At 58.6% G+C, this 19393-nt stretch carries 19 protein-coding genes and 1 pseudogene; 12 read left to right on the forward strand and 8 right to left on the reverse strand.

The genetic code is table 11. The annotated features are described in order from the left end of the window. Nucleotides 1-17: 17 nt before the first annotated feature. Nucleotides 18-734 (reverse strand): TetR/AcrR family transcriptional regulator, encoded by a 717-nt coding sequence (locus tag CLAC_RS08535; RefSeq protein ID WP_053412548.1) that lies wholly within the window; start codon nt 732-734, stop codon nt 18-20. Nucleotides 735-958: 224 nt separating this feature from the next. On the opposite strand from CLAC_RS08535, the gene CLAC_RS08540 reads away from it, so the two are divergent. The 4 genes from CLAC_RS08540 to CLAC_RS08555 are packed head-to-tail and all read left to right on the forward strand — an operon-like array spanning nt 959 to nt 5800. Then, complete coding sequence (locus CLAC_RS08540) at nt 959-2416, forward strand: aspartate aminotransferase family protein (protein WP_053412549.1); 1458 nt, start codon at nt 959-961, stop codon at nt 2414-2416. After that, nucleotides 2413-3534 carry a class II aldolase/adducin family protein gene (locus CLAC_RS08545; RefSeq protein WP_053412550.1) on the forward strand — a complete coding sequence of 374 codons (1122 nt, stop codon included), beginning with the start codon at nt 2413-2415 and terminating at the stop codon, nt 3532-3534. The genes CLAC_RS08540 and CLAC_RS08545 overlap by 4 nt, the downstream gene beginning before the upstream one ends. 52 nt (nt 3535-3586) lie before the next feature. After that, nucleotides 3587-4537 (forward strand): FAD-binding oxidoreductase, encoded by a 951-nt coding sequence (locus CLAC_RS08550; RefSeq protein ID WP_053412551.1) that lies wholly within the window; start codon nt 3587-3589, stop codon nt 4535-4537. Nucleotides 4538-4552: 15 nt separating this feature from the next. Beyond that, nucleotides 4553-5800: a glutaminase gene (locus CLAC_RS08555; protein ID WP_053412552.1), complete on the forward strand. Its 1248-nt coding sequence runs from the start codon at nt 4553-4555 to the stop codon at nt 5798-5800. Between the two features lie 42 nt (nt 5801-5842). On the opposite strand, the gene CLAC_RS08560 is transcribed toward CLAC_RS08555, so the two are convergent. After that, entirely contained in the window at nt 5843-6607 is a 765-nt protein-coding gene (locus tag CLAC_RS08560) for a CPBP family intramembrane glutamic endopeptidase (protein WP_053412553.1), read from the reverse strand. Between the two features lie 189 nt (nt 6608-6796). On the opposite strand from CLAC_RS08560, the gene CLAC_RS08565 reads away from it, so the two are divergent. Both CLAC_RS08565 and CLAC_RS08570 read left to right on the forward strand, forming a co-directional pair. After that, the gene (locus CLAC_RS08565; RefSeq protein ID WP_053412554.1) at nt 6797-7669 is read left to right on the forward strand and encodes a patatin-like phospholipase family protein; all 873 of its coding nucleotides are present in this window, start codon (nt 6797-6799) and stop codon (nt 7667-7669) included. Between the two features lie 106 nt (nt 7670-7775). Next, nucleotides 7776-8687, forward strand: a complete 912-nt coding sequence (locus CLAC_RS08570) for a hypothetical protein (protein ID WP_156324805.1) — start codon at nt 7776-7778, stop codon at nt 8685-8687. A 91-nt stretch (nt 8688-8778) separates the two neighbouring features. On the opposite strand, the gene CLAC_RS08575 is transcribed toward CLAC_RS08570, so the two are convergent. The 4 genes from CLAC_RS08575 to CLAC_RS08590 all read right to left on the reverse strand — a co-directional run bounded on the left by CLAC_RS08575 (nt 8779) and on the right by CLAC_RS08590 (nt 11567). Beyond that, entirely contained in the window at nt 8779-9273 is a 495-nt protein-coding gene (locus CLAC_RS08575; RefSeq protein WP_053412556.1) for a 2'-5' RNA ligase family protein, read from the reverse strand. 103 nt (nt 9274-9376) lie between these two features. Then, nucleotides 9377-9745: a hypothetical protein gene (locus CLAC_RS08580; protein ID WP_156324806.1), complete on the reverse strand. Its 369-nt coding sequence runs from the start codon at nt 9743-9745 to the stop codon at nt 9377-9379. A gap of 109 nt (nt 9746-9854) precedes the next feature. Beyond that, nucleotides 9855-10316, reverse strand: coding sequence for a hypothetical protein (locus CLAC_RS12660; protein WP_156324807.1), 462 nt, complete (start codon nt 10314-10316; stop codon nt 9855-9857). Nucleotides 10317-10412: 96 nt separating this feature from the next. Beyond that, nucleotides 10413-11567: an alpha/beta hydrolase gene (locus tag CLAC_RS08590; RefSeq protein WP_082313277.1), complete on the reverse strand. Its 1155-nt coding sequence runs from the start codon at nt 11565-11567 to the stop codon at nt 10413-10415. Nucleotides 11568-11713: 146 nt separating this feature from the next. On the opposite strand from CLAC_RS08590, the pseudogene CLAC_RS13045 reads away from it, so the two are divergent. Both CLAC_RS13045 and CLAC_RS13050 read left to right on the forward strand, forming a co-directional pair. Next, nucleotides 11714-12145, forward strand: a pseudogene (locus CLAC_RS13045) (amidohydrolase family protein); the annotation flags it as partial. A gap of 118 nt (nt 12146-12263) precedes the next feature. Continuing rightward, nucleotides 12264-13049, forward strand: a complete 786-nt coding sequence (locus tag CLAC_RS13050) for an amidohydrolase family protein (protein WP_281175537.1) — start codon at nt 12264-12266, stop codon at nt 13047-13049. 54 nt (nt 13050-13103) lie between these two features. Here the strand turns inward: CLAC_RS13050 and ychF are convergent, their stop codons facing one another. Next, nucleotides 13104-14183, reverse strand: a complete 1080-nt coding sequence (gene ychF / locus CLAC_RS08600; protein WP_053412560.1) for a redox-regulated ATPase YchF — start codon at nt 14181-14183, stop codon at nt 13104-13106. A gap of 144 nt (nt 14184-14327) precedes the next feature. On the opposite strand from ychF, the gene CLAC_RS08605 reads away from it, so the two are divergent. From CLAC_RS08605 to CLAC_RS08620, 4 genes are all read left to right on the forward strand, one after another. After that, on the forward strand, nt 14328-15803 hold the full coding sequence (locus tag CLAC_RS08605; RefSeq protein WP_425388820.1) for an AI-2E family transporter: 1476 nt from the start codon (nt 14328-14330) through the stop codon (nt 15801-15803). Between the two features lie 104 nt (nt 15804-15907). Then, entirely contained in the window at nt 15908-17041 is a 1134-nt protein-coding gene (locus CLAC_RS08610; protein WP_156324808.1) for a DUF6542 domain-containing protein, read from the forward strand. Between the two features lie 94 nt (nt 17042-17135). Further along, on the forward strand, nt 17136-18371 hold the full coding sequence (gene xseA, locus CLAC_RS08615) for an exodeoxyribonuclease VII large subunit (RefSeq protein WP_053412563.1): 1236 nt from the start codon (nt 17136-17138) through the stop codon (nt 18369-18371). Between the two features lie 95 nt (nt 18372-18466). Further along, nucleotides 18467-18745 carry an exodeoxyribonuclease VII small subunit gene (locus CLAC_RS08620; RefSeq protein WP_053412564.1) on the forward strand — a complete coding sequence of 93 codons (279 nt, stop codon included), beginning with the start codon at nt 18467-18469 and terminating at the stop codon, nt 18743-18745. Here the strand turns inward: CLAC_RS08620 and CLAC_RS08625 are convergent. Further along, a complete protein-coding gene (locus CLAC_RS08625; protein ID WP_156324809.1) occupies nt 18726-19292 on the reverse strand; it encodes a DUF4245 domain-containing protein in 567 nt (188 codons plus the stop codon). The genes CLAC_RS08620 and CLAC_RS08625 overlap by 20 nt on opposite strands. Nucleotides 19293-19393: the final 101 nt, after the last annotated feature.

The raw sequence follows: 19393 nt of genomic DNA on the forward strand, positions 1-19393 counted from the left end.
GCTCGTCCTTGAGTCTCTTAACTAGATTGTTTAGTCGCATTGTCGGCTGCGATGGCGCTTCTGATAAACGCCATGGTTTCGCCTATCAGCGCTTCAGCGGGCTTGTCTCCGAGATAGAGCTTGTGGCGTTGCGCGAAGTAGTCGCTGGAAAACGAGTACTGGAAATGCATGAAGATGTCGTCGATCAGCCAGGCGATAGTCTCTGCAGAAATATCAGCCCTAACTTCGCCCGTCTCTTGAGCGCTCCTAGCCATGGCCACATAGGCCTGAGAGGTGAATCTCTCCAGCTCGTGCGCAACATCGCGCGGGACCATGTTGTTTCCCGGCGAGGTCAGAAGGTGGTACATACTGACCGCCTCCGGGTGCTCCTCGCTCGCCTGCACGGTGAGGTGCAGGAGCTGCTCAATCGTGTCGAAGATGCCTCCCGAGGCCTCGAGTTTCGGGGCAACGCTGGATTCAATCAGTTCGGCGCCGCGGGCCGTGACGTGGGAGAAAAGGTCCGCCTTGGTCGGAAAATACTTAAACAGTGCCCCGACACTGACCCCTGCTGCCTCGGCGATGCGATTCGTATTGGCCTTTTCATAGCCGTTGCCGGCGAACTCCGCTATCGCAGCCGATTCAATCCGCTGCTGCTTTTCGGCAGCCAGGTTGCGGAAACGCTCGGTCGCCCCCGGCCCCTCGGCACCGGATCTACGCACGACAGACGAGCGCTCCAGCAAGCCTTCTCGCTCCATACGCACTCTCCTTTTGAAGGACCCGACTAAGTGTCAAACAAACAGATACTGTGAGCCATGACTCACTTTTAACCGGATTTTAACATGGACCACAGCAATTCTTGTTAAAATTTCGCCATAGATGAGTCACCACTCACCTACTAGATCGAATATTCCAACGATGCAGGACCTTTCCTCTAAAGGTTAAGCCAGATTTGTACACAGCGTTCACAGGAGCCCCTCTCATGGACATCAACCGCCCCGGAACTGCACAAGTAATCCGCGAACTCGACGACTTGATTAAGCGACCGATTCATTCGATTTCGCCCGAGTACCTTAAAAAGGTCGAAACTGAGCACTTCGACGGCAAGTGCACTAAGTCCAAGGAAATGGTGGAACACGCAGGCAAGGTGATTCCTGGCGGGGTCCAGCACAACCTGGCGTTCAACCACCCGTTCCCCCTCGCATTCGACTCCGCGAAGGGCGCGAAGCTCTACGATGTCGACGGCAACAAGTACCTGGACTTTCTCCAGGCCGGCGGCCCGACGGTGCTGGGCTCAAACCCAGACTCGGTGCGCGAGAAGGTTGAGGAACTGCTCGATCACTGTGGCCCGTCGACGGGACTTCTTCACGAGTACGAGGTCAAGCTAGCACAGCTGATCGTCGACCTCGTTCCCAGCGTCGACAAGTTCCGCATGTTTAATTCCGGCTCCGAGGCTTGCTCCGCGGCAGCCCGCGTCGCCCGCCTGGCCACCGGCAACAAGCACATCCTCAAGATGGGTGGCGCTTACCACGGCTGGTCGGATCAGCTGGCCTTCGGCATCCGCATCCCGGGCTCGAAGTTCACCCAGTCCAAGGGCCTGCCGCTGTCGAACTTCGTGTTCACCGAGGAGTTCTTCCCCGGCGATCTGAAGGCTCTGGAGCGCAACTTAAAGCTCAACAAGCTCCGCGGTGGAACCGCAGCGATTTTCCTCGAGCCAGTCGGCCCCGAATCCGGCACCCGTCCAATCAGCGCCGAGTTCGTCCAGGGCGCCCGCGAGCTGGCCACCAAGTACGGCGCCCTGCTCGTATTCGACGAGGTTGTCACCGCATTCCGCCTCTCCCCGCACGGAGCCCAGCACCTCTACGGCGTCACCCCGGACCTCACTGTCTTTGGCAAGGTCATCGCGGGTGGATACCCCGGTGCCGGCGGCCTCGGCGGCCCGGACAAGTACATGCAGTACCTGGCCGCCGGCATCCACGGCGATACCAAGATCAAGAAGGCCCTGGTCGGCGGCACCATGGCCGCTACCCCGCTGTCGTCGCTGGCCGGCTACTACACGCTGAAGGAAATCGCCGAGACCGGAGCTTGCGAAAAGGCCTCCGCCATGGGCGACCGCCTTACCGACGGACTGCGCGAAATCATCGCGCGCCGCCGCCTGCCCTTCGTCGCGTTCAACCAGGGCTCCATCTGCCACCTCGAAACCGTCGGAACCATGCACTTTGCTCTCGATTGGTCCAAGCCGTGGGAGATTCCGGACGTTATCAAGCAGACCTCGGCCCGCAAGGCGGAGATGGAACACATGGGGGCCGCCTACATGGCGGAGGGAATTGTCACCCTGGCCGGTTCTCGCCTCTACACCTCTGCGGCCTACACCGAGGAACTCATCGACGAGGCCCTGACCCGCTTCGACCGCATCTTCGAGCACGTGGTGGAGCTATGAGTCAGAAATTCCGAGCCGAACGCACCAAGGTAATTGACCTTTCCCAGGACCTCATTAGGCGCGGCCTGGTGGTCCGCACCTGGGGAAACATCAGCCACCGAGTCCCAGCCGACGGCACCGGCCACAGCGACGACTTCGTCATCACACCGTCGGGCCGCACGTACGACACAATGATCGAGGCCGACCTCGCCCTCATCACTGCTCTGTCCCCGTCGCCGAGCCACGGCGGCAAGAAGTCCAAAAAGAACAAGCCGGAAAAGCACGGCCCCTTCAAGCCCTCGAGCGAGTATCCCATGCACGCACTGTGCTACCGGCTTCGCCCCGGCGCGAACGCGGTGGTCCACACCCACCAGCGCTACGCCTCCGCCCTCAGCCTGCTCGGGCGCGATGTCCCGCTTAACGACGACGAGGCTGCGGTAATCGGGCAGCGTTCCATCCCCACCTCGGCCTACGGGCTGCCTGGGACGAAGAAGCTGCACAGCGGCGTCGAGCACGTGTTGGAGTCCAATCCGGATGCAGATGTCGTTCTGCTCTCTGCCCATGGCGTATTCCTCTGCGGGGACACCGCCGAGCACGCCCTAGAGCTGGCCGAAAACGTCGAGGCTGCGGCCAAGCGCGTCTATCAGGAGCTCACGGGATCGGATCTGCATGACCCCACGATTGCTTCGGGTTATGCGGTGCGCAGCGAAAAAATCGACGGCACAACCGTTTTCTACGACGTCAATGGCGGCGTCGTAAAGCCCAGCGAGGAGGTGCGGGCCAGCCACGAGCAGATCTACGCTACGCGAGGCGACGTTAGCGCGATCCGCGAGTGCATCGACTCCGAGGTGCAGCACTTCCGCGGCAAGCAGCTTCGCCCCTACCTCGACGATTTCGCGCAGATTGTGGCGCCCGCGGCGGGGCCTGAGATCGGTAAGGCGAACGTTGTGCTCGGCGGCGCGCGGGCACTGTGCCTGGGAGCAACTGACGACGACGCGCTGGCGGTCGACTCGGTGCTGCGGAAAAACGCGCGCGCTGCACGAATCGCGCAGGTCAGCGGCGCGGACCCGATTGCGCATTGGGAATGCGTCCTGATGAACGTCGTCTATCGGCTGAAGTACTCGAAGCAGGCGGGATAAGAAGCAGGCGGGTTAAGCGAAAAGTTTGGCCGGGTCGCCACCACCGCGGAGATTGTCGCTGCAGTCTCGGCGGCCGAATAGGGGCGTCACCCGTGACTTCGTCCGTGAAATCAAAGTTGTGCTTGCCGACGGCACCCTGACGCGCCTCGGCCGCAAAACGGTCAAGGGTGTCGCAGGCCTAGACCTTTGCGGGCTTTTCGTCGGTTCCGAGGGAACATTGGGAGTCATCGTGGAGGCGACGCTCAGCCTCATCCCCCTGCCGAAGGCCCCGGTCACCGCGGTGGCAACGTTTCCGGATGAGACCGCGGCCGCGCTGACCGTCCGGCAGTACATGGGCGAGGGACGCCGCCCAAGCCTGATGGAGCTCATGGACGGAATGACCCTGAAGATGCTCAATGAATTCGGTGATTTCGGTCTGGAAGAGTCGGCCGGGGCGATGTTGATTATGCAGTCCGACTCGGCGACTCAGGTAGAGGACGTACGGGAGTTCGAGCGCGTCGCCAAGGAAAATGGCGCCCTCGACGCCGTCCACAGCGATGATCCGCGAGATTCCGAGGATTTGGTCGCCGCTCGACGTTCCGTGCAGCCGGCCTACGAGGTCTACTCCCGGGCCCACGGCGGCGGGCAGCTGCTCGACGACGTCTGCGTCCCGCGATCAAAGCTGCCGGATTTTTTCCGCCTACTCGATCAGCTGCGCGCGAGGACTTCCGTGACAGTGTCCATGGTGGCCCATGCCGGCGACGGCAACCTGCACCCTGCTGTGTTCTTCGACGCTTCCGACTCCGACTCCACCGCCGAGGCAGAGCGTATTTTCGGCGAAATCATGCAGCTCGGCATCGACCTGGGTGGCACCATCACCGGAGAACACGGTGTGGGGTCGCTGAAGAAGGAATGGCTGCCGAAGGAGCTGGACGAGGGCAGCCGTAGGCTGCATCGCAGCATCAAGGACGCGGTCGACCCCGCTGGAATTATGAACCCCGAGAAGATGCTCGCGGAGATTTAAGGTACAAAAGCTCCCATGAAGACTCCCATATCGGACTACCTCGTCGAGATTTTGGACGCCGTCCGCGCCGATGATTCCGGCGAGGTCGCCTCGTATATTCCCACCCTGGCCCAAGCTGACCCCGATCAGCTGGGCGTGGCCATGACGACGGTGTTCGGGCGCACCTATACCGCCGGCGACGCGGACACCGAGTTCACGATTCAGTCCATGTCCAAGCCTTTCGCGTTCGCTGCGGCTCTGTGGGAGCACGGCGAGGACGATGTCGAGAAAATCGTCGGCACGGAGCCTTCCGGCGAGGCTTTCAACGAGCTCTCCCTCGAGTCCGGCACACACCGTCCGAAGAATCCGATGATCAATGTCGGAGCCCTTGCCATCCACCAGATGATTGGCGACCCCGGGGACTCCTGGACGGTTCGCAGCGACAAGCTGGTGAAGTTCTTCTCCGCGCTGGCGGGCAGGCAGCTGCGCGTGGACGAGGATGCCTTCGAGTCCGAGATCGGCTCGGCGCACCGCAACCTTTCCATCGCGCACATGCTCGCGGCCTACAACATGATTGACACGAATCCAGAAGATGTGGTGCGCGGCTACACCGCGCAGTGCTCGATTCTGGTCTCTACCCGCGATATCGCCATGATGGCCGCGGTTCTCGCAGCCGGTGGCGTCAGCCCGGTCACGGGTGCGCAGGTCGTAGCCCGCCCAATTGTGCGCCAGGTCCTTTCTGTCATGGCCACTTCTGGAATGTATGACGAAGCCGGTGAATGGTTCACCGAGGTCGGCATCCCCGCCAAAAGCGGCGTCGCCGGCGGCATCCTGGGCGCCCTGCCCGGCCAGGTGGGGCTGGCCGCCTTTTCTCCCCGCCTCAATGACCACGGCAACAGCGTCCGCGGCACCGCCCTATTCCGCAGGCTTTCCAACGACATGGGTCTGCATCTTATGGATGCCCAAGCCATTGGCTCCCGCGCCCTGCGCGCCGTAGTTTCTGAAAAGGGCCGCTCTGTGATTCAGATTCAGGGGCCAATCAACTTCACTGCTGCCGAAATCGTGGTTAACCGTTTGGCGCAGACCCCTCCGTCGGAAAGCTCAGTGGTATTCGACGTCAGCCGGGTGGGAATGGTCAATGAAATCGGGCGCCGGATGATGCTCGAGGCGATGCGCAGGTTGAATCTGGATGGAAAGACAGTGTTGCTGTACGATCCAGAAAACTCCTTCCCGGACCCGGATATAGGCGGCGGGGTCAAACCGGAAATCTTATCCGAACTCTAGCCTTGTATAGTCGCGCCTGCTTTGGCGAAGAGGCGAAAAGAGTTACTCCTCTTTACGTCGCATTAGCACTGCAATCCATACTGCGCCCACAATCCCCAAAACAACTTGGGGCAGTAGCAGCGGTAGACGGTGCACAAGGTCGGAGTTGACTACACGCTCAACGTCAGCAACCAACACAATCCCGACGTTAATTGCCCAGTGCACGAGACCTGCGAGTATTCCCCTCTGCCACCAGGCTCCCAGCGCAATACGCCCCAAAAAGAGCGAGACCAAAATACAAACACCTGCGAATGCGATGAAGAATAGTGGGTTTGCGAGAACCTGCACATGCCATAGCGCCCAAATCCCGCCCGTTGCAATGGCCGCCGGTAACGGGTGCCAAACTCTCTCCAGGCTGGGTTGAAGGAAGCCTCGCCAACCGACTTCTTCACCAACTGCACCAATTAGCTGCGCTGCCAGGAAAACAATCAGCATTGCAAGATTGAAACCTGCCTCAGCCTGTTGCACCCCGAGTAAAACCGACAGCAGCCAGGTCAGGCCAACGTAGGCGGCAACTAACAAAACCACCGCCGCGAAACGGAGCCCAAAGCTTCGCAAGCTTAACGACGGACGGGGCAGCACTTCCCGGTTCTCGGAACCATAGAAGTACCAGGTAAAAAACAATCCTATGGCAGGCCCCAGCTGCGTCATCGCAGCATAACGATAATCGATGTCCAGCAACGCCTGAAGCAAGATTAGGACTACTGAAGCGGCGGAGGTGGCTGCCAGGAAAACAAGTATGGGATGCCACAGCGAAGCATTGCGCACCTGTAACCTCCCACTAACCAGTTATGGCGAAATGAACCGTAAGTATCTTAATCCATGTTGCTGGAGGCATAACTCAGAAGTTTATCCGCGGAGAATCCGCACTGCGTGTAACGTGAACCAACGCGAGGATTGAAACCGTGGCGACAGCTTCTCAAAGGCAGTAATCGTCGGATATAAGGAAGGCGACTCATGAACGTCAGTGACGTAGCACTGGTTCTCGAAGGTGGCGGAACCCGCAACAGTTACACCGCCCCGTTCATCGAGTGTCTGCTTCGCGACAATATCAACGTCGGCTGGGTCGGAGGCATTAGCGCCGGCTCAACTCACCTGGTTAATTACCTCTCCCGTGATATTGCTCGGACCGCGGAGAGTTTCGTGGAGTTCGTCGCGTCACCGCAAGCTGGAGGCCTTCGACCTATTCTTCGGGGCCGCGGCTACTTCGATGCCGAATACATCTACGAAACTGCCGGGCTCCCCGACGGCGCAATGCCCCTCGATTTTCAGACCTTCCAGGCGAATCCGACTCCCTACCGCATCGGAGCGGTTCGCGCTGATACGGGCGAGACTGTCTACTGGGGGCGAGACGATGTCACTGACTTTGACAAACTTATGAAATACACGCGCGCCAGCTCCACCATCCCTGGAATGATGCGCATGCCCGTTATCAACGGTGTTCCCTATATCGATGGAGCCATGGGCTCATCGGGAGGCATCGCAATTGACGCGGCGGAAGCAGACGGCTTTGAGAAATTCTTGATTGTCCTGACTAGGCCGAAGGGATTTCGGCGCACTGCGCCATCACGGCCGCAGGTATTGCGCCGAATCTTCCGCAAAACTCCTGAAGTCGCAGAGCTGATGATTACCCGCCACGAGCGATACAACGCATCCCTTGACCGAATCGCCGAGCTACAGCACGAGGGCAAAGCATATATTTTCTACGCAAACCAGATGAGCGTCAATAACCGAGAGCGTCGTTTGGCGAAGCTCAAGGCTAACTATGCGCTCGGCGCAGCGCAGACGGCTTCCGAGTGGCCGGCCGTCCAAGAATTCCTGCGAGGATAATAGCCTGTCTCTGCCTTTGCAGAGGAAGGAAGGCGCGGTTGATTTTTCACTTTGGCGGGCACTGCTTTGCATCAACATGTATCCTTTTCCATGCAAACGCAAAATCATGGCAACTTCCAAAGGGATGCGAGGGACTATGGAGCTCGGCCGTTTAGGGGCACAGAAGAAGCAAGCAACTGCAATTATCGCGGCACTCGGCATTGCTGCTCTCAGTGCCTGTGGCACCGGCGGCGACACAGGAGACAAGGGAGCTTCCCACGACGGCTCCGGAAGCGGCGATAATACCCCGGCTACCGCGGCAGCACCTGCCGCATCCGAAAAGGAACTGCTGCTAGTTAATGAAGTCCCCGGAATAACCTTCGACAAGCCTATTGACAAGAGCATTACTGATCTTGCGGCCGGCCCTTTGGCTGACAGCATGTCCATTGAGCCAAAGGAATGCTCAAAGTTCCAAGAGGCCAGTACTAGAATCTCGGACCTGACGGGAACTTTCGCCGAATTCAAAGACGAAAAGATTGTCGCCAGCGTCGCGCTGTCAAAGCAACCGGATTTGTACGACCAGTACGAGGATGCGACGGACGGCTGCTCCGAACTCAAGATGACGACGGATGGTAAGCAGGCAGCAGAGGAGGCAATGAAAGGCCAAGACATTCCGCCTGAGGCCAAAGACATCATCGACGGAATGGACTTCTCCGCCAACTACACAATGCGCTTGGAAAAATGGGATCCGAAGATTTCTGTTTCACCCGAAAAGGTTGCTGCCCACGAGACCTCTGGAACTGGCCAGATGAGCGGGGTGAACACTGAAATCTCCGGTTTCCGGATCATGGGTGTCGTCAATGGCGTAGTCATCATTGTTACGACAACACCTTTCGCTGATCTAGACAAGGTTGGTGACGCCGGGATTGCTGGTCAGACCGGAGCCGAGGGCATCACGCCCGACGCTAAGGAAGCAGCGAAGACCCACGCTGTCGAAGTTTTTGATGCGCAAGCAAAGAAGATTATGGCGGCGAAGTAGTGATATGGGTATTCCACATCGCCCGGACCTACTGTGGTAACGAGTACGTTGACCACGTCTAGACATTTCGAAATCTAGACTGCCCCCAGTGCTAAAAATCTATAAATTTCTGCGCCTTAGGGCTCCAAAATCCAACTTTCTCCGATTTCAAAACCTTGAAATGCGGAGACGTTACCTCGTCCAGTGCTTGGATGTAGCTCGACACTAATCCACGGGGAACGCGCAGTCCCATGGTCAAATGCGGAATCCAACGATCTCCGCGTCCGTCTGGGTTCAGGCGATTTAGCTCACGTGCCGCCGCCTCCAGCTCATCGCTAGCTTCCAGTAGCCACGCAATCGTCTGTTTACTCTTCGTTCCAAAAACTACAGTGCCAACACGATGAAGCTCCGCAGGCAGCAGCGGAGGCAAGATTTCTGCCGCCCTCTTCACGACGCACCCCTGCATTGTGGGCGCAAACGTGAGAGTGATGTGGGGTGTCTGGTTTTGTGTGGGGAAGCCACGCTGGGAAAGCTTGGCGAAAATCTCCCGCACCCGACGCTCCTGCTCGGGGACGAGGTACATCAAGATATTGTCGGGAGAAACCACGTTTATAGCCTAATTGCTGCAATTCACAGGACAAACAGTCCGCAATATTTCATTTGTCGACATTTGAATGAAACGTAGGAGTTACGAGGCAAATCTTCTCAGCTCAATTTGCAAGATGGTCTCTGCCTGTTGCCCATCCAATATTTCCCGGTCCCTCATGCGCAACGGCAAGTTGAATCTGTGCATCGATGTTGTCCGCATAAGACAGGATCGACTTCACTGTCTCCACCAACGTGACATTGATGGTATAGCTGAGCGAATCCACTGCATCTTCCCCTCCGCTAACCACCACAATCATGTCGGCACCTTCACGCCTGATGACAGAGCCGCCATCCAAGAGCGCACCATCCGTGCCAGCACGTAGTTTCTTCGCTAAAGCGCACCACAAGGATTTCAGAGCAGAATCTGTGCCATAGTTCTTGTCTTGAAACTCCTCGGTATATTCCAAGGTTTTTGCGGATTTGGGCAGCAACCTAACCCGTATGTCCACTTCATAGCACTCATGTTGATGTGCCTGGCGAGCTGAAATCTCGTTAGCACGCCAGATGTGACAGGGCCACGGGAAATGGATAAACGATGTGCTACTCAAATGATTTGCCCTCGATTGTCATAGTGGAGACTTCCCTTTCGATTGCATCATCAACAGCGCGTGAACTCACAATCATGCGGATAGCAGTATAAAAACTGCATGCCATAAACAACGCTGCATAGAACACAAAAAACCCAAAATCTCTCAAACCTAGGAGAATCGCAATGTCACGAGTTGAACCGAAGGCCAACAAAGCTCCCCCTCCTGCCACAGCAAACCAGCCGGTAGCACGGCGCCGATAAGCTCGCGTCACAGTTGAATCATGTGCCATTGAGCGCATACTTACCCAATACATCAGTGGAGGAAGAAGCCACCACCATAGCGAGTACTTCCGGCTCGCATTCCCACGTGCCTGACGAGAAGCCTCGGCTAATTCAATTGCTGCTTGTAGCAAGGGACCGACAACAATAAGCCATGACCCGGCAAAGGTTGTGAGCAGTATGAACAAGTCCATTAGCCAATTGTCCCACGACCTTATTTTGAAACGCGTGAAATCTACACACCGGTGTCTCTTACCGAGAGTTTCAGTATTGCCTTGAAAATTCCCAGCCTACGACTGGTCGTTGTTAACGCCCGCAAGGGGAGCCTCTTGCAGTTCCGGGACGAAAGGCGTCTGGTCTTTAATTGCTCGACGAACCATATCGCGATGCCCCTCACCCATTCGAACTTCGAAAGTGACATTAGTGCCATCGTTTGCCTGCAGTTGCTTGGCCGCCACGCTGATTTGTTCGTAGTTAATAATCTCGTCATCCTTACTACTGAAAATGACGACTGGAGTTTTCGGATGCATATTAACCATCGAATTCGCCAGCAAGTGCTCCAACAAGGGCTCGAGTTGCGGATTTTCCTTGAGAATTTCCTTTCCAGTAATCTTGTTCTCACTCTTGAAGGTGGTCAAACAGACACCAGAGGCGTAGTCGAGCACACTCTTTCCTGCATCATTGAGAAAATCGTCGGCTTTAATCGTGGCATTGAAGTTCATTGCTCCCTGCATGACGAAAGCGCTGTATGCAAGATTCTTCTCGTCAACTCCGGCAATCATCGCGTGTGCTTGTTCTGAGGAGACTTCAGTAGTGGGAACAAACGTGTCGCCCGGCGCAATTGCAAGAGTTTTTACCAGGCCACTGGGTACGTCCTCGGCAGAGGCAGCTGCTACGGCAGCGAATCCACCTTGGCTCCACCCCGTGTTATACCAAGTGTCCGCAAAGGAAAACTCGTCTCGGGTTGCGCGCACCATATCGTTGACGGATGCTGCCAACGAGTGACGGTCCATGTAGGTACCGTTGCCCATAGTCCCTAACCCTTCATAATCGGGTTGAATTACGGCAAAACCTTTTTCAAGCCATACCTGCAGATAGGTTTCAACGACCATAGTAAAAGCTTCGTGATCCGGATGGGTGTCGATAGCAAGCGAGGGAGCTGATTGCCTTGCAATACCGGTGGTACCGTGTGCCCAACTAAGCACCGGCCACCCTTCTGCGGGCGCATTCCCCTTCGGTAACGTGACGAGCCCTGTGACGGCAATAGGCTCACCATGAGCGTTACGCGCACCGTAGGTCACGCGCATTGTGGCAGCCCCATTGGGTGCTGAGATAATCCTGGAAGTATCTAGATTCTCCTTCTTTATGACCTTTCCTACCCATGCCTCATCGATCTCAACCGCACCAACGCGCTCTTTTTGAAACGCCAAGTTCCTAACCTCCATACCAGTGGTTTGTATAGTACATATATCTTCACCGTAACCGGATGGCTCCCGTCGTGCTTTCCTTTAGGCCGCTAAGAGGATTTGAAAGAGCGCAAGAAAGACTTCCCTGGAGATACCACGGAAATCCCTACGCAGAGAGGAACACTATGACTCGTCATGCACTAACCCGTGTCAACGTCATAACCGGTGATCGCGAAGGGACCGTCCTGACCGACCGCGCGGTCATCATCGATGGCACTACCATCGTCGATGTTGTCAGTACGGATCAGTTGCCCTCAGGAATCCAAACGACCAACCTTAAGGGGCACTTCGTGCTACCAGGGCTCATCAACGCCCACGCCCATTTATTCTCCGACGGAAAGCCCTTGCCGTCGATATCCGAGTCTCCTCTCATTGGGCGCCTTGTCAGCGCTGTCATCCACGGGCCCATCGGCCGTAGACTTCTGCGCACCAGGACGCGCACAAATGCCTTAACTCAGCTCCATACGGGCGTGACCACAGTACGCAGCTTGGGCGATTTCGGCGACGAAGTTCTCAAGATACGCGACGAGATAAACGAAGGAAAAACAACCGGACCGACACTTCTCGCATCCGGCCCATTGCTGGCTGCCACGGGCGGCCATGGCGCTCCGGACATTGCTCTGGTAGCAGACGACCCATGGGGGGGCTCGAGGCAATGCGCGGCGCAATATCGCTATGGGTGTCGATGTCATCAAGATTGCCGCCACTGGCGGCGTGACCGATGCTCGTTCCCTGGGCGAGGCAGGACGAGCGCAGTTGACCACCGAAGAGATGTCAGCCATCTGCGAAGAAGCACATAATGCCGACAAGGTGGTAGCAGCACATGTGCAGGGCGAGGTTGGTCTGATAGCTGCGCTGCGCGCTGGGGTCGACACAATTGAGCACGGCTGCCAGCTCAGCCCAGAGGCAATAGAGCTATTCCACGATAACCCGAAAGCGCTGCGGGGGCGCTCATTCTTGGTGCCTACGCTTTGCGCAGCGTTGCCTTTCGCCGAGCTAGACCAGTCGCAGACGGGTGTTTCCGACGTCGTGAAGGCAAACGGCGAGAAGATTTTTCAGGGCATGGTCGATGGACTGAGCTGTGCAATCGAACACGATGTGCCCCTCGGCATCGGCAACGACTCCTCCATGACATACGTCACTCACTATGATTTCTGGCGAGAACTGGAGGCGTGGACACTATACAGCGGACTCTCAAGGGCAGATGTGCTAAACGTAGCTACTCAAGGCAACGCCGATATGCTGGGGCTGACTTTAAAGGGGCGCCTCGAACCAGGCAAGGATGCCGACCTAGTGGTGGTCAAGAAATCGCCTCTGGAAGGCTTCGACACGCTCGCCTCACCTCGGATGGTTGTGGCTCGGGGCGAGATCATTAACCATCCTCAGGTGGAGCGTTTCGCCGAGGTTGACACCGACCTGGACGCTATCTTCGACAACCTCCGCAAAAACCGCGCGGCATGATGTCTGGGGCATGAGCCCCTTGCCGGGGCAGCGGCAACCGCGAAGACCCCGGCGCTAAACGTTAAACTTGAACTCCACCACGTCTCCGTCGTGCATGATGTAATCTTTGCCCTCCTGTCGAACCTTGCCGTGGGCCTTTGCTTCGACCAGTGAGCCGGCTTCCACCAGATCGTTATAGGAGACAATCTCGGCCTTGATGAAGCCGCGCTCAAAGTCAGTGTGAATGACACCGGCTGCCTGCGGTGCGGTCGCCCCCTTGCGAATCGTCCAGGCACGAGCCTCCTTCGGGCCAGCAGTCAGGTAGGTCTGCAGGCCCAGCGTACGGAAACCGGCACGGGCCAGGGCATGCAGTCCCGGCTCAGCCTGGCCAATCTCGGCCAACAGCTCATTGCGGGACTCCTCGTCCAGCTCCAGTAGGTCGGACTCGGCCTTCGCGTCGAGGAAGACGCAGTCCGCTGGCTCAATTGCCGAGGCCAGCTCGGCGCGGCGATCCTCGTCGGCAAGCACATCCTCGTCCGCATTGAAGACATAGAGGAACGGCTTCGCGGTTAGAAGGTGAAGCTCGCGTAGCGCGGAGAGCTTGACGTCATCGCCCGCGGCGAAGAGAGTGCGGCCTTCCTCAAGCACAGCCAAGGCCTTCTTCACCGCGTCGACCTCGGAGGCCTTCTCCTTGTCCTTCTTGGCTTCCTTCTCCAGACGCGGCAGCGCCTTTTCAATGGTCTGGATGTCGGCCAGGATCAGCTCGGTTTCGATGACACCGATGTCGGAGGCTGGGTCGACCTTGCCGTCGACGTGAATGACGTCGTCGTCGGCGAAGACTCGCACGACCTGGCAGATTGCATCGGCCTCGCGGATGTTGGCGAGAAACTTATTGCCCAGGCCTTCACCCTCGGAAGCACCCTTGACAATGCCCGCAATGTCGACGAAGGACACGGTAGCGGGAAGAATCCGCTCGGAGCCGAAGATCTCGGCGAGCTTATTCAGGCGCGGATCCGGAAGTTCAACAACACCGACATTCGGCTCGATGGTGGCGAACGGGTAGTTCGCAGCGAGCACATCGTTGCGCGTCAACGCGTTAAAGAGGGTTGACTTTCCGACATTGGGCAGACCGACGATTCCAAGAGTAAGAGTCACAATTCCCTATCTTACGGGCAGCGGTTTTATAACTGAACTTGCCCGCCCCTGCCTGGTGTTAGCAATAATAAAGAGGTGACAAATAGAACCAACGGAGAAAAAGACTGGACTGCGCAGAACGAGCGCGATGCCATCGACCAAGTGATGGGCTCTGAGCCACTGCGCGTAGAGCAATCCCTATCGATCCCCTCCGATGCGCATAAGTCCGAAACCACCCAACCCGATCTCCCCGAGGACGGCGAGCACCTCGACGAGTTAGTCAACGAGTCGAATTCCGAGTCGATTGACCGCGCCGACGTCATTGGCGAGGGCGCTCGCTGGTTCGCGGGCTGGTGCCTGCGCTTCCTGATTGTGTGCGCCGCCGCGTATGTGGCCGCAATCGCCCTGGGCAAGGTCTGGAGCGGTGTCCTACCAATCCTTCTAGCACTCATCGTTTCGACTGTTCTCGCCCCGCCAGCGCTGTTTCTCATGCGCCACAAGTGGCCCCGAGCCCTGGCGGCGCTGACGGTCATCCTCGGCGCTTTCGCGATTATCGGCGGAGTCATCGCTATTCTCGCCCCGACGGTGCAGTCGCAGATTCCGGAGCTGCGCAAGCAGTTCACCGACGGTATTAAGGAAGTGCAAAACCTCGTCCAGGGCCCGCCCTTCAATGTCAAGGATGAGCAGCTTCTGGACGCGCTCGACCAGGGCTCCAAGTGGCTCCAGCAGCGCTCGGGCGACATCGCCAACACCGTTTTCCAGGGCATTTCCGTGGTCTCGTCCGTCGCCGTGACCCTGGTAGTCATGCTGGTTCTGACCTTCTTCTTCATCAAGGACGGCCAGGACTTCCTCCCCTGGGTTCGCCGCCTCACCGGCCGTCGCCTGGGCTGGCACCTCACCGAAGTCCTCACCCGCTCGTGGAACACCTTGTCGGGCTACATCCGCGCCCAGGCTCTCGTCTCGCTTATCGACGCTATCTTCATCGGCATCGGCCTAGCTGTCCTGAACGTTCCGCTGGCTATGGTGCTCGCAGTCTTGACCTTCTTCGCTGGCTTCGTCCCGATTGTCGGTGCTTTCACCGCAGGCTTCATCGCTGTGGTGGTTGCCCTGGTCGCTAACGGCCTGACCACCGCAATCTTCGTTCTGTTGATTATCGTTGCGGTCCAGCAGATTGAGGGCAATATCCTCTCGCCGATGCTACAGTCCAAGGCTATGGATTTGCACGCCGCGATTGTGCTGCTTGCGGTCCTGGTCGGTGGCGGCATCTTCGGCATCATCGGCGCATTCCTTGCAGTTCCCGTGGCGGCCGTACTCGCGGTGTGGATGCGCTACCTCGGCGACCTGACCGACCTGCGCACCGGAGACAAAACCGCCAAGGATATCCACTTTGCAACGGATGCCGGTTCCATCTCAGGTGTCCAAATTGAGGCCGCGGGCAGGGCGATGCGCGACCGCCTCGCCGCTTTCCGACTCGGACATGGCAACGAGGATCGCTCGGCCGATTCAGTCGTGAAGGAAGACCAGCGCACCGCTGGCCAGGTTTCTCCGGACGCGGGCCCGACCAAGGCCCCGGAAGGAGCGGCGACGAAGGCTTTCCACAAGATTTCCGATGCTGTGACGGGCCCCTTTAGAAGGAAGTAGGGAGCGAACCGGCCACTCTGGTACCTCTCCTGCCTCGACACGGGCAAGGCGCTTGTAGCGGCCTTGCCCGTTTTTTGTTGCCAAAACAGGTAAAATCCCGATTCGTGTCGAACAAATCAGCAGCAAACAGAACGCTCAGCGGCTCCGTGCCGCTACTGCCCCGCGTCTCGATGCTGGTTCCGCCGCTGCTAATGATTCTGGCGGGCGTACTCGGTGTCATCTTTTCGATTCCGAGCGGCACCATCGGCACTGCTTACCTCGTAACCTTCGTCATCGCCGCAGTAGTCTCGGTTGTTCTCGTAGTTCCCCGCGGACTAGTCGTAACGGTCGCCCAGATTCCTATTCTGTACTCGATTATTACGGTACTCACCGCATGGTTCACAGGTTCTTTCGCAGATCCGGCAAATGGTGGTGCCACGGCCACGACGCCTTTAAAGGCGCGCCTGATTACCTCCGCTTACCCGATTATTCAGCACTTTCCGTGGCTAGCCTTCCTGATGCTGGTTTGTAGCGCCATCGCCATTTGGCGCTACCTCGAGCTGACTCGTAAGAATCAGAAGTTCGCCAATCAGCAGTCGAAGGAGGCGCGCAAGCGCCAGCATGACGACGAAGTCGCTCGTGAGTCCGCCTCCACCCTGCACCGCCGCCTGTCCGAATCTGACGAGCGCGTTCGCCGCTCTCGCGCGGAGGCGCGCAAGCCGGAGCCCCGTCGCGCTGCAGCGGATATCATCCGCGATGCCGAGGAGCGCAGAAAGCAGCGCGCAGAAACGACGCTTCGAAGCTCTCAGCAGCTCCACAGTCAGTCTGGCCAGACCTCGTCGCAGGCCTCGCACCGCAGCGCGTCCCGCCCGGTCAATCGATTGTCCTCCCGTCCCTCTCCCCAGCCGGAGTCTGGGTCTATGCATAGGGAACGGACTACGCCGAGGCCCCAGCGTCGCCCCATCCAGCGCCCCTACCCGTCCGGCACCGATTACTCCCGTCGGCAAGCGAACCGGCCTGAAAGCCCCACTCCGAACAGTGGGCGTGTCTGGGGCGAGCACACGATCACCGGCGCTGGTCCCAGCCGAGCCGACGAATGGCCTCCGAGGCAGGAGCGCCCCCGCCACTCGATGCGCGATTCCTCACGCCTCCGGCAGGATCTCCACGGCCGCGGGGGTTCCCACGCTTATCGACGGGACGAAGGTCACCGTCGCGAGTGGGGCGAGCGGTCCGACCGGGGGCGCAGGTACCGCGACTAAGTCCGGTTTTCTATCCACAGGGAACGATTGACCCCTGTGCATGAATTGTCTTTAGGTGCGCCTCCGGTCCGGGCAATCGTGTAAGTGTTGATTTATGTCAAAGCTGGAAACGTCAGCGGAATCGCCCATTCAGGTACGCCGTCTCAATCAACTGGTCAAGGACTACGTTGAGCGGCTCGGGCATATCTGGGTCGAGGGCGAGATTGCACAGGTCAATTCGAAGCCCAGCTGGAAGCTCTCATACATCACGCTGAGGGATACATCGGCGGAGTTTTCGGTATCTATAACGTGCTCCACCTCCGCGCTGCGGGAGCATCCCCTGAAAAATGGCGACCGTGTGGTGATGTACGGCAAGCCCGCCTTCTACGCCGGCAGAGCCCAGTTTTCGCTGTGGGCTACCGAGTGGCGCCCGGTTGGGTTGGGAATGCTGCTGGCCAGGCTGGAGCAGCTCAGAAAGGCTCTTGCTGCGGAGGGTCTTTTTGACCCGAGGTTGAAGAGGCCACTGCCGTTCCTCCCCCGTAAGGTCGGCCTGATTACCGGTCGAGGGTCTGCAGCTGAGCGAGATGTCCTCTCGGTTGCCAGGTCTCGCTGGCCAGAGGTGGAGTTCCGGGTGGTCAACACCATCGTGCAGGGCGCCAAAGCGGTTCCGGAGGTTCTGGAAGCACTGGAGGTTCTCGACAGTGACCCGGAGGTCGATGTCATCATTATCGCCCGCGGTGGCGGCAGCGTCGAAGACCTCCTCCCCTTCTCGGATGAGGCACTAATCAGGGCGGTCAGCCGCGCGTCCACGCCAGTCGTCTCGGCTATCGGACATGAGCCGGACAATCCGCTATTGGATAATGTTGCCGATCTTCGGGCGGCCACTCCGACTGATGCCGCAAAGAAGACGGTGCCCGATGCAGCGGAGGAGCGCCGCCTTATCGCCGAGTTGCGCCAGCGTTCTTCCGCGTCACTGCGCCGCTGGGTGGATCGGGAGGAATCGATGCTGAGGGACCTGACATCGCGCCCAGTGTTGCGTGATCCGAGCACGCCGATCAGGGTTCGCCAAGAGCTTGTGGACACTCAGGTGGAAAGAATGAGGTTCGTAGTCTCCAGGCACCTGGAGCGAGAGGAGTCCATGGTCGCAGGCCTGCGCGGAAAAGTCTCGGCGCTGGGCCCCGCAGCAACCCTCGCAAGGGGATACGCCGTGGTGCAGGTGCAACCCAGGGACCACTCTGGCGATCAAATTGTCACAACAATCGAGCAGTCCCCACCCGGGTCGCAGCTTCGCATTCGCGTTGGGGACGGCTCGATTACCGCAGCTGCGATGGCCACCCAGCCCGCAGAATAGGCCCTCCCCCTCCGGCGGAAATTAACCCGCGCGCCCTATCCAGCAGCGCGACAGCCCCCCCCCCTTTAACCCACACCAAATGTAAGGATGAAAAAATGAGCGACAACGTTTTCGGTTCCGGCCAATCTCCGCAGGAACTGCCTCCGGTGGAGCAACTTACCTACGAACAGGCACGCGATAGCCTGGTCGAAACCGTCAAGCTACTGGAGCTCGGCCAGATGAGCTTGGACGAGTCACTAGCCCTGTGGGAACGCGGCGAGGCGCTTGCCCGGCGCTGTGAGGAGCACCTCGCTGGAGCTCGGGCCAAAGTAGAGGCCGCTTTGGCCAGCCGCGAGCGCGAGGGCGAGAGCGATTCTACTTCGCAGTCTTCTTAGGGGTTGCTTCCTGAAGGGCCTTGGCCAGCTGCGAAAACTCCTCGTCGCTGGCAGTGCCTTCGACAAGAGCACGGGAGTCCCCGAGGTCGCCGACCCATACGCGGCGCACATTGTCCTCGGTAGGAACGAACTTCTTCCACTCGACTCCGCTGACGTTTGTGGAGCCGTCGGCACGGCGTGGCTTTTCGTCAGCAGGAAGTTCGTCAGCTGGGGCATCGGTCTGCGTCACCTGGGCGAAGGCTCCACTTGCCGTGACGAAACCGACGATTGTCGACTGATGTCCAGCAGCCATGCCCGCGCGGGTGGAATTGGCGGTCCATCCCTCAGGTACTTCGGGAAGGCGGACCGGGTACGGAACGCGGCGCGATTCCATGTCGAGGAACGCGTTCGCATCGACTTCGCGGACGGGGCCGTTTTCCGGCTTTCCGGGATTGAAGCTGCAAAGGCCTGTGAAACCGATGGTCACGGCGACGCCGACGAACATCACCACGAGGGTGAGAATCATGTCCCGGCTGTCCTGCAAAATCCTGGGTTTTTCGTTTGCCACGTCGCTTAGTATGCCAAACCCGACGCTGAAACGACGAAGTGCAGGAGCCGTCGGCAAGCGAAACCAACCTGATTGCAGAAGTGATACCGGCTCTGGGTGTG

This window comes from Corynebacterium lactis RW2-5, assembly GCF_001274895.1.
In the GTDB taxonomy this organism is placed as follows: domain Bacteria; phylum Actinomycetota; class Actinomycetes; order Mycobacteriales; family Mycobacteriaceae; genus Corynebacterium; species Corynebacterium lactis.

Bases quoted from the DNA above. Each gene is read 5' to 3' on its own strand.
- CLAC_RS08535 (WP_053412548.1), bottom strand. From the start codon at position 734: ATGGAGCGAGAAGGCTTGCTGGAGCGCTCGTCTGTCGTGCGTAGATCC.
- CLAC_RS08540 (WP_053412549.1), top strand. From the start codon at position 959: ATGGACATCAACCGCCCCGGAACTGCACAAGTAATCCGCGAACTCGAC.
- CLAC_RS08545 (WP_053412550.1), top strand. From the start codon at position 2,413: ATGAGTCAGAAATTCCGAGCCGAACGCACCAAGGTAATTGACCTTTCC.
- CLAC_RS08555 (WP_053412552.1), top strand. From the start codon at position 4,553: ATGAAGACTCCCATATCGGACTACCTCGTCGAGATTTTGGACGCCGTC.
- CLAC_RS08565 (WP_053412554.1), top strand. From the start codon at position 6,797: ATGAACGTCAGTGACGTAGCACTGGTTCTCGAAGGTGGCGGAACCCGC.
- CLAC_RS08570 (WP_156324805.1), top strand. From the start codon at position 7,776: ATGGCAACTTCCAAAGGGATGCGAGGGACTATGGAGCTCGGCCGTTTA.
- CLAC_RS12660 (WP_156324807.1), bottom strand. From the start codon at position 10,316: ATGGACTTGTTCATACTGCTCACAACCTTTGCCGGGTCATGGCTTATT.
- CLAC_RS08590 (WP_082313277.1), bottom strand. From the start codon at position 11,567: ATGGAGGTTAGGAACTTGGCGTTTCAAAAAGAGCGCGTTGGTGCGGTT.
- CLAC_RS13050 (WP_281175537.1), top strand. From the start codon at position 12,264: ATGGGTGTCGATGTCATCAAGATTGCCGCCACTGGCGGCGTGACCGAT.
- CLAC_RS08605 (WP_425388820.1), top strand. From the start codon at position 14,328: ATGGGCTCTGAGCCACTGCGCGTAGAGCAATCCCTATCGATCCCCTCC.
- xseA (WP_053412563.1), top strand. From the start codon at position 17,136: ATGTCAAAGCTGGAAACGTCAGCGGAATCGCCCATTCAGGTACGCCGT.
- CLAC_RS08620 (WP_053412564.1), top strand. From the start codon at position 18,467: ATGAGCGACAACGTTTTCGGTTCCGGCCAATCTCCGCAGGAACTGCCT.